The organism is Mucilaginibacter sp. P1_D10 (assembly GCF_056406215.1).
Genome location: NZ_JBFUAP010000007.1, coordinates 275988 through 289065, shown reverse-complemented (window position 1 = coordinate 289065; position 13078 = coordinate 275988). Strand labels below are relative to the sequence as shown.

10 protein-coding genes are annotated in these 13078 nt (G+C 48.5%); 8 read left to right on the top strand and 2 right to left on the bottom strand.

What is annotated here, in order from left to right; translation table 11 throughout:
- Positions 1-167 precede the first annotated feature (167 nt).
- Positions 168-2711, top strand: a complete 2544-nt coding sequence (locus AC1DYT_RS13685) for a PIG-L family deacetylase (RefSeq protein WP_477470147.1) — start codon at positions 168-170, stop codon at positions 2709-2711.
- A gap of 49 nt (positions 2712-2760) precedes the next feature.
- On the opposite strand, the gene pepT is transcribed toward AC1DYT_RS13685, so the two are convergent.
- Entirely contained in the window at positions 2761-4023 is a 1263-nt protein-coding gene (gene pepT / locus AC1DYT_RS13680) for a peptidase T (RefSeq protein ID WP_477470146.1), read from the bottom strand.
- A 77-nt stretch (positions 4024-4100) separates the two neighbouring features.
- Here pepT and AC1DYT_RS13675 point away from each other — a divergent pair, with 77 nt between their 5' ends.
- Genes AC1DYT_RS13675 through AC1DYT_RS13660 form a run of 4 tightly spaced genes read left to right on the top strand, consistent with a single transcriptional unit; the run spans position 4101 to position 7565 of the window.
- A complete protein-coding gene (locus AC1DYT_RS13675; RefSeq protein ID WP_477470145.1) occupies positions 4101-4826 on the top strand; it encodes a hypothetical protein in 726 nt (241 codons plus the stop codon).
- The gene (locus AC1DYT_RS13670) at positions 4783-5184 is read left to right on the top strand and encodes an MmcQ/YjbR family DNA-binding protein (protein WP_477470144.1); all 402 of its coding nucleotides are present in this window, start codon (positions 4783-4785) and stop codon (positions 5182-5184) included. The genes AC1DYT_RS13675 and AC1DYT_RS13670 overlap by 44 nt, the downstream gene beginning before the upstream one ends.
- Positions 5185-5217: 33 nt before the next feature.
- Positions 5218-6963, top strand: a complete 1746-nt coding sequence (locus tag AC1DYT_RS13665) for a M14 family zinc carboxypeptidase (protein WP_477470143.1) — start codon at positions 5218-5220, stop codon at positions 6961-6963.
- Positions 6960-7565, top strand: coding sequence for a rhomboid family intramembrane serine protease (locus AC1DYT_RS13660; RefSeq protein WP_477470142.1), 606 nt, complete (start codon positions 6960-6962; stop codon positions 7563-7565). Before AC1DYT_RS13665 ends, AC1DYT_RS13660 begins: the two co-directional genes overlap by 4 nt.
- A 339-nt stretch (positions 7566-7904) precedes the next feature.
- On the opposite strand, the gene AC1DYT_RS13655 is transcribed toward AC1DYT_RS13660, so the two are convergent.
- Positions 7905-8894, bottom strand: a complete 990-nt coding sequence (locus AC1DYT_RS13655; protein ID WP_477470141.1) for a hypothetical protein — start codon at positions 8892-8894, stop codon at positions 7905-7907.
- 61 nt (positions 8895-8955) lie between these two features.
- Between AC1DYT_RS13655 and AC1DYT_RS13650 the strand changes: the two genes are divergently transcribed.
- The 3 genes from AC1DYT_RS13650 (at position 8956) to AC1DYT_RS13640 (ending at position 12732) form a co-directional block, all read left to right on the top strand.
- The gene (locus AC1DYT_RS13650; protein WP_477470140.1) at positions 8956-9501 is read left to right on the top strand and encodes a hypothetical protein; all 546 of its coding nucleotides are present in this window, start codon (positions 8956-8958) and stop codon (positions 9499-9501) included.
- 5 nt (positions 9502-9506) lie between these two features.
- A complete protein-coding gene (locus AC1DYT_RS13645; protein ID WP_477470139.1) occupies positions 9507-10517 on the top strand; it encodes a dipeptide epimerase in 1011 nt (336 codons plus the stop codon).
- Positions 10518-10752: 235 nt separating this feature from the next.
- Positions 10753-12732 (top strand): glycoside hydrolase family 97 protein, encoded by a 1980-nt coding sequence (locus tag AC1DYT_RS13640; protein ID WP_477470138.1) that lies wholly within the window; start codon positions 10753-10755, stop codon positions 12730-12732.
- Positions 12733-13078 lie beyond the last annotated feature (346 nt).

Below are 13078 nucleotides of genomic sequence, written 5' to 3'. Positions count from 1 at the left end.
AATTTTATGTAATTTCTAGAATGGGCAGAATGATGTTGTTACTGAAGACCAAAATTCTATTAATTCGTTAATTCCATAAAATTCGAGTTCAGACAACTTTTATCACCCTCATATAATATTATCGCTACACTACACGCCCTATACCTGTTTATAATATATTTGTTCTTATGAAGCGTATTTTGCTGTTTACCATCGCCTTATTTATTGTCAATCAAAGCCTTAAAGCCCAAACCGCGCCGCCAAGCGATATCGGCACCATACAACAAAATTTCAAAAAACTGAATGTTTTGGGCAGCGTACTATACATAGCCGCCCACCCCGACGATGAGAACACCCGCCTGCTGGCCTACCTGGCGCAGGAGAAGCATTACCGCACGGGTTATCTTTCGCTTACCCGTGGCGATGGGGGGCAAAACCTGATCGGCACAGAACAGGGTGAACTACTGGGACTTATACGCACACAAGAATTGCTGGCCGCCCGCAGGATGGATGGCGCTGAGCAATTCTTTAGCCGCGCTACCGATTTCGGTTTTTCTAAAAATCCGGAGGAAACCCTGAAATTTTGGGATAAGGAAAAGATACTGGGCGATATGGTTTGGGTGATACGCAAATTCAGACCGGATGTGATGATATGCCGCTTCCCGACAACGGGCGAGGGTGGCCATGGCAACCACACGGCTTCGGCAATATTGGCGCAGGAAGCATTCAGCGTAGCGGCCGACCCCAAACGCTACCCCGAACAACTGAAACACGGCGTTACCCCATGGCAGGCCAAGCGTTTGCTTTGGAACACCTTCAACTTCGGCAATACCAACACTACATCTGAGGACCAGTTTAAGCTGAATGTTGGCGGTTACAACCCGATACTGGGCCAAAGCTATGGCGAGATTGCTGCCGAAAGCCGAAGCAACCACAAAACGCAGGGCTTCGGCTCTGCCAGGCAGCGCGGCGATGTGTTCGAATATTTCAAGACTATTTTAGGTGATGCCCCAAAAACCGACCTGATGGACGGCGTAACTACTACCTGGGGAAGGATTGTTGGCGGCACGCAGATAGGTGAAGACCTCGCCAACATACGCAAGGCGTTTAATGACGATTCGCCACAAGCATCAGTGCCCGCGTTGGTGAAGTTGCTGGATAAGGTGGATATGGATTTGGTTAATTATCGATCCACCCACTACGTGATGGTAAAAGCCGGAGCGGCAGAAGATTATACCTACTGGCATCAGCAAAAAACAAAGGAACTGAAGGATTTGATTGCCGCTTGCGCGGGGTTGTGGTTTGAGGCGTACGCGCCAGAACCGTCTTATGCCGTTGGGGACAAATTAACAATCAATGCTCAAATTTTTACGCCTTATAAGTTACCTATAACTAAAGTTGAAATAAATTCCGGCGGCGAGATTAGCAATGCATTTGGGAGTATTCACGGCTTTGCTTTAGATGCAAATCAACTTTTTACAAAGCAATTAACACCAATCGTTTTAATAAAAACATCTCAGCCATATTGGCTTGAGGCTCCGCACGGAATTGGAAGCTACGTATTAGCCTATGATACACTCGCGGGCTCGCCTGAAAATACAGACGCGCCAACGGTAAAATTTGAGTTTACCATTGATGGCAAAGAACTTGTTTACTATCGTAAGGTGATGTACAAATACGTAGACCCCGCCCGCGGCGAGATTTACCAGCCTTTGGAAATTGCCCCGCCGGTTACCGCAAACATTACCGAGAAGGTTTATGTTTTCAATGGCCCGCTACCGCAAACCGTGCAGGTAAAACTCAAAAGCTTTACCAATGCCGATGGCAGCGTAAGCATAAAGCCGATTGCTGGCTGGAAGATAAGCCCCGAAAAAATAGATTTTACGGGCAAGAAAAAAGGCGACGAATGGACCGTAGCATTTACTGTTGTGCCAACGGATGGTAAATCAAACACCGCCAACCTGGATGTAATTACCACAGCAAACGGCAAAGCATTCAGTCAGGGCTTGCTCAATATTAAATACAACCACGTGCCGGCCATAACCATCTTCCCGCCGGCGCAGGCCAAACTGGTGAATATCGATTTGAAGATAGCGGGCAAGCGCATCGGATACATTGGCGGTGCGGGCGATCTGGTGCCCGATGCCCTGCGCGAAGTAGGCTACGAAGTGCATCAACTTACCGAAAGCGAAATACTCAACAGCGACCTCAGCATCTACGATGCTATAGTAACCGGCGTGCGCGCCTACAACGTAAACCCACGCCTGGCCTACGAGCAGCCAAAACTGATGGAGTACGTAAAGAACGGCGGCAACCTGGTGGTGCAGTACAATAACAACAATGGTTTGGTTACCAAAGAAATCGGCCCGTACCCATTCAAGATCGTAAATGAACGCGTAACCGACGAAACCGCGCCGGTAACCATACTCGATAAAAACAACGCCATCCTGAATTACCCTAACCAGATAAGCCAGGAGGATTTTAAAGGCTGGATACAGGAACGCAGCATTTACATGCTCAACAATATCGACCCGAAATATAAAACCCCACTGCAAATGGGAGACCCCGGCGAGGGCCAAAGCAACGGCGCAGTGGCCGTTACAGAATATGGTGACGGTAGGTTCGTGTACACCTCGCTGGCGTTCTTCCGCCAGCTGCCTGCCGGCGTTCCGGGAGCGTACAGGTTGTTTATTAATTTGCTAAGCAAGCCAAAGAATACGGTGGGGCAATAGCGTTTCAGTATTTGCGCCTAGAGTTTACTCTCTGTCGTCACTTGGGGGGCTAAAGCGCGGTGCTTCGCTCCTCCCAAATACTGCATAAATGCAAAATGGTATCCACTGCCTTCTGCATATCCTGTATGCTCACCCATTCCTGCTTGCCGTGGAAAGCGTGTTCCCCGGCAAAAATATTGGGCGTAGGCAGCCCCATGAATGATAAGCGCGAACCATCGGTACCGCCGCGTATGCTGCAAAGTTTGGGCTCCATGCCTGCGCGGCGTATAGCATCCAGTCCGTTTGCTACAATCTGCGGATGTTGCGCCAGCACGTTTTTCATGTTGCGGTACTGTGGTTTTACCTCCAGCGTATAGCTTGCGTTGGGGAAGCTTTTCAAAACGTTAGCTGTAATCTGCCTGATAACATTAGCATGGTTGGCCAACAAATCCTCCTCAAAATCGCGAATGATGAAATCTATAGTGGCGGTTTCTACATGGCCAGCTATATCTACCGGGTGTACGAAGCCCTGCATGCCCTCTGTTCCTTCGGGCGATAAATCATAAGGCAACGCGGCGATGATCAGTCCGGCAATCTTAATAGCACTTTCCATTTTCCCTTTGGCAAAACCCGGGTGCGAGCTTACACCGTTGATAGTAAGCCTGGCCCCATCTGCCGAAAAAGTTTCGTTCTCGAGGTTGCCCGCGCTCTCGCCATCCATGGTATAGCAGGCAAAAGCACCTATCTTCTCTACATTGGCTTTATCCACACCACGGCCAATCTCTTCGTCGGGCGTAAAAAGGACTTTTATGGTGCCATGCTTTATCTCGGGGTGATTTATCAACTGGTAGCAGGCATCCATTATCTCGGCAACGCCGGCTTTGTTATCGGCACCCAACAGCGTAATGCCCGATGCAGTAATAATATCGTTGCCCAGTTGGTTCTTCAAATCAGGGTGTTCGGCCATCCGCAGCACCTGAGTGGCATCATCGGGCAGTACTATATCGGCTCCGCTATAATTATAATGCACCAATGGTTTTACGCCGGTGCCGCTGCAATCGGGCGCGGTATCCATATGCGAGCAAAAGCAAATCGTCGGCACATCAGGCTTATCGGTATTGGCGGGGATGGTGGCGTAAACATAGCCATGCTCATCCAGGTGCGCATCGGCAAGGCCTATCTCCAGCAACTCGGCAACCAGCAGTCGACCCAGGTCTTTCTGCTTTTCTGTAGAAGGGCCGGTTGGCGATGCGGGGTCTGATTGGGTATCGATAGCAACGTAGCGTAAAAATCTTTCGGCCGCTGTATAACTTAGTGCTGTGTTAAAATCCATAGAAAGCCTATATTAGTAAAAATTTATTGTGCCTGCGCCAGGCTGCGCAATTTGTGAATAATCTTAACTCAATTAATTTGAAAAAGTATATTTTATTAGTTGCTGTCGTATTTACTTTTGGCAAGGTTTGGGCCCAGTCCGGCTACAATTATAATAGCTTCGGCATAGGTGCCGGTGCCGGCCTGGTACACCCCCTGGCCGATCTGAAAAAAGGGTTTAGCAACCAGGCTTACCATGGCGATTTTACCTATTACTACAACCCATATATGCCTATCGTGCTGGAATTCCAGGTGGGCAAACTCAGGGGTGGCGGCAATACCGTGGCCGAGGACAAAGATACCCGCAAATTCGAGAACAAATATAAGGCGCTAATGCTGCACCTCAACTACCAGTTGGGCGATGCCATCGATTACTACCGCAGCGATTTCCTGAACATCGTCAAGAATTTTTATGCAGGCATAGGCGTGGGCGTCATTTTCAATAATGTAGCCACTAACCGTTATAGTTTACTCCAAACCGACCCTCCTTACCGTTTCCCCGGCAGCGACAAAACTACAAACATTATAGTGCCGGTGCGCTTTGGCTACGAGTTTAAGATATACGATTATTACGGCGTGCCCAAGTTTGCCATAGACCTGGGCTACCAGCACAACGTTACCTTTGGCGAGGGCTTGGATGGGTACGATGACCCCACCTCAAAATTCAAGAATAACGCGCTGGATCAGTACCGCCAGATTAGCATAGGCATTAAATACAATTTTGGCCACCAAGCCAGTTACGATAAATCTATCGGGGGGAATTGAGTTGAATATTGAAGAGCTGCGCGATTATTGCCTTGCTTTGCCTGCGGTTGAAGAAGGATTCCCCTTTGGAGAAGATACGCTGGTGTTTAAAGTTGCGGGCAAGATGTTCTTGCTGATAGGCCTCGCCGATGGGCAGCACTTCAACGCCAAATGCGACCCGGAGCGTGCGATAGAGCTTAGGGAACAATACACCGAAGTACAGCCCGGCTACCACATGAGCAAAGTGCATTGGAATACCGTTTTTATGGGCGGCTCGCTTACGCACAAGCAGCTTTTAGAGTTGATAGATCATTCGTACGATCTGGTGCTGAAAAGCCTCCCCAAAAAGTTACAGGTCGAAATAGCCGCTAACCAATAATTGCCGTAACATGCGCCTTATATTTGCCGCAACATGACGAAGAAAATACCGGCCCTGCTGCTTTGCCTCTTTCTTTTTACGCAGGCAAACGCCCAGCTCACCCCTTTTGAACTAAGCAAGGATAAAAACTACTCGGCTACGCATGCCGAAGCTATTGCTTATTACCAAAAACTGGCGAAGCTATACCCGCAGATGCGGATGATTGATTACGGGATGACGGATGTGGGCAAGCCATTGACTTTGATAGTGCTATCGAAGGATAAGGTATTCGACCCTGCACTCATCAAAAAACAGGATAAGCGCGTGCTACTGATCAACAACGGCATCCACCCCGGCGAACCCGAAGGCATTGATGCCAGCATGATGCTTACGCGCGATTTGCTTAAAGGCAACAAGTTGCCGAAAGACGTGGTGATTTGCATCATAGCCGTGTACAATATAGATGGCAACATGAACCGCGGGCACTCGCGCGCCAATCAGAATGGGCCCGATGCTTATGGCTTCCGTGGCAACTACCGTAACCTGGACCTGAACCGCGATTTCATCAAAGCCGATAGCCGCAACGCTCTCGCCTTTACACAGATACTCAACACATGGCAGCCCGAAGTACTGCTGGATAACCACGTAAGCGATGGTGCCGACTACCAGTACGTAATGACGCTGATAGAAACCCAAAAAGACAAGCAAAACCCTTTACTAGCCGATTATACCGCCAAGGTAATGACAGCCGACCTGTATAAGGGCATGAAGAAAAGCGGCTTTGAGATGATCCCTTATGGCGCAGGCGAGAGCGGCCTGCCGGATAGCGGCATTGTAAGTTTTATGGAAACGCCAAGGTTTTCGACCGGTTTTGCCGCTCAGCACAACATGATCAGCTATATGACGGAGACGCATATGCTGAAACCCTTCGACAAGCGTTTATACGCCACCTACAATTTTATGGAGCAACTGATAGCCATTTGCCAGCGCGATGCCAAAACCATAGGCCAGCTGCGCAAAAAGGTTGATGCCCAGGTAAGCAAGCAAAAATCGTTCGACCTAGCCTGGGCGCTTGACCAAAGCAAAGTAGATACCATTACCTTTAAAGGCTACCAGGCCGCATACAAACCCAGCGAGGTGAGTGGCCTGCCCCGTTTGTATTACGAACGCAACAAGCCCTACACCAAAACCATCAAATTCTTCAACACATACAAGGCTACCGTTACGATAGATAAACCCGTTGCCTACGTTATACCGCAGGCCTGGGGTAAGGTAATAGACCTGTTTAAATTGAACGGGGTGGCGATGAAGCGACTGACGCACGATACCACGCTGAACTTGCAGATGTATTACATTGCCGATTACAAAACCGGCACACGGCCTTACGAGGGGCATTATATCCATACCGGCGTAAAGCTTACTCCGGTGGATAGCAAAATTAAATTTTACGCAGGCGATTACGTGGTATATGCAAACCAACCCATTAACCGTTACATCGTTGAAACTTTGGAGCCGCAGGGCGTAGATTCGTTCTTCGCCTGGAACTTCTTCGATTCGGTGTTGGGGCAAAAGGAATATTTCTCTGATTATGTTTTTGAGGATATTGCCGCCGCGCTGTTAAAAGCCGACCCTGAATTGCGCAAAAAGCTGGATGAGGAAAAAGCAAAAGATCCTAAACTGGCCGGCAGCGCCGATGCGCAGCTTAATTTCGTTTACCGCAATTCGCCCTATTTCGAAAAAACTTACCTGCGCTACCCCGTAGGCAGGTTACTAACTGATACTAAACTCGACCTGAAATGATGGAATACCTTACGATAGCCCCCGTGGCATCGGTAATTTTTGTAATAACGCTGGCCACATCGCTATGGGCTTTTTCTGACCCTAATATCTACGCCAAATTTATCCTAAACCCCTACGAAGTATCGCGCGGGCACCGGGTTTTTACCATCATCACCAGCGGGCTTATACACGCCGACTGGAACCACCTGCTCTTCAACATGTTGTCCTTCTACTTCTTCGCTTTTCAGCTGGAATCGATGCTGGGGCACTGGCAGTTTGGAGTGCTGTATTTCGTGAGCATGATCCTGGCCGATTTGCCATCCATCCAAAAACATAAAGACGACTCATGGTATAACAGCCTGGGTGCTTCGGGTGCTATCAGCGCGGCGCTTTTCAGCTTTATTTTGTTCCATCCAAAAGCCGATTTGAATTTGCTTTTTATCCCAATCCCGATAAAGGCATACATTTTTGGTGCTTTATACCTGGTTTATTGCCATTTTGCAGCTAAGCACGCCCGCGATAACATCAATCACGATGCACACTTATTTGGCGCGCTGAGCGGTATTCTGATCACCATCATCCTTCACCATACCATCATTAGCGAATTCGTTAACCAGTTTTAGGGCGGTTATTTTTTCCAGTTTTTGTTTTATAGAAAATTGAAAAAATGTTTAGGGTTGCGCCGACATCCAGGAGCGTCGACATCCCATGTTTTTGTTTTTGAATCCCCTTAAATTTTACAAAAAACCTTAAAAAATCTGTGTTTTTCGGAGCTTTTTCGGTGCTTTTCGGAGTTTTTTCGGCTAAACTCAAAAACGGTCTTATTTGCGTGGAATGGCTGTTTTAGCTAAATGAGACGCCTGCGGGCTGAAAAAAATTTCCAGCTTTTTCCAATAAATCATACCGTTTTCCGCATGGTTTTCCAGAAAATTCCAGCTTTGTAAATGGCACGGGCCTCTGCTTTAAGGGTGCAGCGTAATGTCCGAGGCCGGGATACGGTTACCATCAGCATCGAACAAAAAGCTGATGGGCTGGTTGGGGTTCTTGATGATTTCTAAAAGCAGGAAGCCCCAGTTCTTCCAGAAGCTTTCCAGCACCTGCCCGTAGGTTTTGTTGGTCCAGTCGTCGAACAGTGGTTTGCTGCTGATGCCGCGCAGGGGCATAGCCTCCACGAAAATATCTTCGCCAACCGGCATTACCTCATATTCGGGCAGGCGGTTGAACAGGTAATTAGAATAAAACACCCTCGCCGAAAACTCCTCGAACTGGATGGGGTGCAGCGTATCGTTTTTCAATTGCTCATAAAGCTCGCGGTGGTAGCTGCCGTTGGCGCCATTATCCTGCAGGCACATCACCAGCCCAAAATCGCCTACGCGCAGGGCAAAGGTTTGGGTGTTTATCTCATCGCGGTAGCCAAACTCTTCGGCATGATTATCCACCTTAAACAAAAACAGGCTGTAGGGCTTAAAACCATCAAAAGTTATGGGCAGGTTGATGCTCTGCAGCATCAGGTGCAGGTGGCTGAATTTATGGATGATGGATTGCGATATGTTGAACTCCTCGCCCTGGGCGTGCTGCAGCTTTATGCCGGCCTGCAATTCGTTAAAAACAATACCGTACAAAAGTTTGCATACCCATTGGAAAAGTTTCAGTTCGTCCAGGGCTTTTACCCCCTCGTAGCCCAGGGCAAACGCGGCGGCAATCTCCGCTTCTAAAGGCTCCAAATGATGCTCATTTACGGCGGCAGAGCAGGGAATCTTCAGGTCTTTATAGGTGGCAATGCTCTCGTCGAGCAGCTTAAAGGGCTTATCTTCCAGACTGTAGCGGCTCATCAGCCATTGCGGAAACACCTGTATCTTTTCTTCGGCGCTGCTTAAGGTATCCCCCGTTAAAAAACATTTGGTGTTGCTGAAATTGAAGGTGCTGAAGGGGTGGTAAATTTGTGCCGCCATGGCCGCAAAGATAAGCGGGTTTCAGACTTATTATTTTAGCTTTGGGTTTTATGTAGTAAAAATGACTTTATCCCTCTTAAGCCTCTCGCAAAACGAGCACGAGATTTACAAGCGGACACAATATCGTTTAAATGGCAATTCATCCACCAAAGATGAATGGCAGGACGATATGTTGATATTGGATAATTATAAGGCCATCCATCGCGAATACCTCCGCATTTTTCAGGAGGCAGAGGATGAGGCCACAAGGCTTGAAGCAATCAAAAGGCTGATTTATCTCAATTGGGAATCGATAGTAGAACCTGACTGGCTCACCGGGATAGACGATTTGGACGAAGACGTGATCTTTGAATCGTACAAAATTGTGAACGACTATATGAAAAAGGGCAAGTTCGATGCAGAGTTTGCCTGGATGCTGAGCCATTACGCCGTTTGGGATTACGCCATCCTGCAATTCGTTGAACATAAACTGCCCGAGTTGACGCAATTCGTACAAACTATAGATATTTCTAAAAAAAAGTTCCCCACCGTGCAACCCGCAGGCACATTCGATAACCGTGGCCAAATGGGCATTTACTGGGAACTGATGATAAAACCCGACGCTTAACCATCATGAAGCTTACTTACCAGTCCTTCGAGCTACAGCTAAAACACACTTTTACCATTGCCAAATTCTCGCGCACGTCTACGCCCGTTATGCTGCTGCAGGTGGCGCACGAGGGCTACACCGGTTACGGCGAGGCCTCTATGGTGCCCTACATGGGCGAAAGCTACGAAACCGCCAACGCGTTTTTGGCCAAGGTAGATGCCGCAGAATTTAAATATCCGTTCGATTATAGCGCGATTACCGCTTACCTGGATAGCCTTGCACCCGGCAACCCTGCTATAAAAGCGGGGATTGATATTGCCCTGCACGATCTGGATGGAAAGCTGCAAGGTAAGGCCTGCTGGGAGCTGCTGGGTACCGATCCGGCAAAGATGCCCATCACCAGTTTTACCATCGGGATAGATACCAAAGAGGTCATAATCCAAAAACTGAAAGAGGCGGCCGATTTCAAGATCATCAAGGTAAAGCTGGGGCGCGATAACGATAAGGAGATCATCCAAACCATCCGCTCGGTAACCAATGTGCCGTTGTTTGTAGATGCCAACCAGGGCTGGACCGACCGCAAGCAAAGCCTCGACCTGGTGTACTGGCTAAAAGAACAAGGCGTGGTTTTGATAGAGCAGCCTATGCTGAAAACCGACGTGGACAGCAATGCCTGGCTTACCGAGCATAGTCCGCTCCCGCTTATCGGCGATGAGGCCGTACAGCGTTTGCCCGATGTAGAGAAAGCCAATGGTGTGTATCACGGCATCAACATTAAACTAATGAAATCTGCCGGGATGCACGAGGCCAAGCTGATGCTGAATAAGGCCCGCGAACTCGGCCTGAAGGTAATGATAGGCTGCATGACCGAAACCAGCTGCGCCACCCTCGCCGCCGCCGCCCTTGCCCCGCAATGCGATTTCGCAGATTTGGATGGGCCGTTCCTCACGAGTAATAATCCATATAAATTACCGGAGTTTATTGATGGGAAGTGGGTGTTGAGCGATATGCCGGGTTTGGGGATAGAGGTGTAGCTATTTCTTATTTTACCACAAAGCGCACAAAGGGAGTTACACAAAGCGCACAAAGATTTTATTTGCCCCCAAGAGCTTATTATCGAATCAGCAAGACTTTGTGTTCTTTGTGCCTGCCGATATGCTGATTCTTTGCGTTCTTTGTGGTAAAAAACAGACTACAAATCGTTAAATATTAATTGTAGCAAATACAATAAAACCCTTAATTTCATCGCAACATTTTTATCGTTCGCCCATGAAATCACGAATCTTATTGCTGCTGGCTGCAATACCCTTTTTTGCAAACGCCCAAACACAAACCAAAACTTACCACATCAAGTCTCCGGATGGTAAAATAGATATGACCGTTAACGCCGGCGCCACCATCAACTGGGCGGTAAAATATGGGGATGCGGACGTAATCACGCCATCTACCATATCGCTGGTTTTGGGTAATGGCTCGGTATTGGGCCTCAACGCCGTGGTAAAAAGCGACAAGACAAGCAGCAAGGACGAATACTTCAACACCCCTATCTACAAAAGGGAGAAGGTACACGATAATTATAACCAGCTTATCCTGAAATTTAACGGCGATTACGGGCTCATCTTCCGCGCATATAACGATGGCGTTGCTTACCGTTTCACCACCGAGTTTAAGGAAACCATTACCTTGAAGGATGAGGAGGTGAACTTCAATTTCGCTGCCGATAACCAGGCCTTGCTGCCCTTTGTGAACGATTTCCGCGCCAAGGATAAATGGAACACCTCGTACGAGGCACACTATGATACCGTAAATGTATCTGCAGTAAAAAAAGACACGCTGGCATTTTTACCGGTGCTGGTAAAAATAAACGATAACATTAAAGCCGCAATTTTAGAGGCCGATATTGAAGATTACCCCGGCATGTACCTTACCAATGGCAAGGGCAATAGCCTGCACGGCACCTTTGCGCCTTTCCCGCTCGACCAAACAGCAGGCGGTTATGCCAACATGAACTACATTGTAACGCGCCGCGCCGAATACATGGCCAAAACCGATGGCACACGCTCGTACCCATGGCGCGCGGTGGTGATCAGTACCGAAGATAAACAGCTTGCCGATAACGACATGGTGCAGAAGCTGGCCTCCCCTTCGCGCGTGGCCGACCAAACCTGGATTAAGCCAGGCAAGGTAGCCTGGGACTGGTGGAACGACTGGAACATCACCGGCGTGGATTTTAAAGCGGGCATCAACGTACCTACCTACAAGTACTACATCGATTTTGCTGCGGCCAATAAGCTGGAATATATCATCATAGACGAAGGCTGGTCGAAGGATACCGACCTTAACCAGATATCGCCGGATATCAATATAGAAGAGCTGGTTGCGTACGGCAAAGAGCGCAACGTGGGCATCATCCTTTGGGCAAGCTGGTTTGCTACCATGCAGCAAACCGATGCCGTTTTCGATAAATATGAAAAAATGGGCGTGAAGGGTTTCAAGATAGATTTTATAGACCGCGACGACCAGTTTGCCGTAAGCTCTTTGTACGATATTGCCCAAAAGGCGGCCAACCATCACTTATTGGTAGATTATCATGGCATGTACAAGCCATCGGGCTTGCAACGCACATTCCCCAATATCCTCAACTTTGAGGGCGTAAAGGGCCTCGAAAACATGAAATGGGGCGTAAATAATCAACCGGGCTATGATGTAAGCATTCCGTTTATCCGCATGCTGGCCGGCCCCTTAGATTACACCCCCGGCGGTATGCGCAACGCCAACAAGGGGGCCTTCCGCCCTGTAAACAGCAACCCCATGACGCAGGGCACCCGCGCTCACCAACTGGCCATGTACACCATATTTGAAGCACCCTTGCAGATGCTGGCCGATAACCCAACCACCTATAAAAAAGAGCAGGAAAGCACGGATTACATCGCATCGGTACCCACCACATTTGATGAAACGGTTTCGCTTGATGGCAAAGTGGGCGAGTTCGTGAGTATTGCCCGCCGTAAAGGCACTACCTGGTACTTAGGCGCCATGACCAATTGGGATGATAGGGAAATAACTATCGATCTGTCTTTCCTGGGCGAAGGAAGCTACAAAGCCGTCATCTTTAGCGATGGCGTAAACGCCGACCGCAACGGTACCGATTATGTGCGCAAGGAAGTAACGCTGACTTCAAAAGATAAGTTAACGGTAAAGCTGGCATCCGGCGGTGGTTGGGCAGCGAGGTTTGAGAAAGTGAATTAAGGGGCGATTTTTTCTTGAAATAACCCCCGTCGTCATGCCGAATTTATTTCGGTACCCCACACGGCAAGTGGGCGGCACGCATAGCGGTTAAGCATAGTGGTTACTTTTATGATGGGGTGCTGAAAAGATTTCAGCATGATGGCTATTGTTGTTTCGAACACTCCCGGTTTCCTCGCCCTTGTGATGCAGGGAAATCGCGTTTAAACAAGTCGATGATTAGGAGGCCCCTACGGAGCCTTCTCGCTTTTCTTCTTTTGCTATAAACAGGATACTCCTCCGGAGTGTTTAGCCTGAATCGAGTTTTGCGCTCCGTTAGGTGCGTCCTGTTTATAGAAATACGCAAACA

Coding starts and splice junctions, on each gene's coding strand:
- AC1DYT_RS13645 (WP_477470139.1), top strand. CDS start 9,507: ATGAAGCTTACTTACCAGTCCTTCGAGCTACAGCTAAAACACACTTTT.
- AC1DYT_RS13660 (WP_477470142.1), top strand. CDS start 6,960: ATGATGGAATACCTTACGATAGCCCCCGTGGCATCGGTAATTTTTGTA.
- AC1DYT_RS13640 (WP_477470138.1), top strand. CDS start 10,753: ATGAAATCACGAATCTTATTGCTGCTGGCTGCAATACCCTTTTTTGCA.
- AC1DYT_RS13685 (WP_477470147.1), top strand. CDS start 168: ATGAAGCGTATTTTGCTGTTTACCATCGCCTTATTTATTGTCAATCAA.
- AC1DYT_RS13655 (WP_477470141.1), bottom strand. CDS start 8,894: ATGGCGGCACAAATTTACCACCCCTTCAGCACCTTCAATTTCAGCAAC.
- AC1DYT_RS13650 (WP_477470140.1), top strand. CDS start 8,956: ATGACTTTATCCCTCTTAAGCCTCTCGCAAAACGAGCACGAGATTTAC.
- AC1DYT_RS13665 (WP_477470143.1), top strand. CDS start 5,218: ATGACGAAGAAAATACCGGCCCTGCTGCTTTGCCTCTTTCTTTTTACG.
- pepT (WP_477470146.1), bottom strand. CDS start 4,023: ATGGATTTTAACACAGCACTAAGTTATACAGCGGCCGAAAGATTTTTA.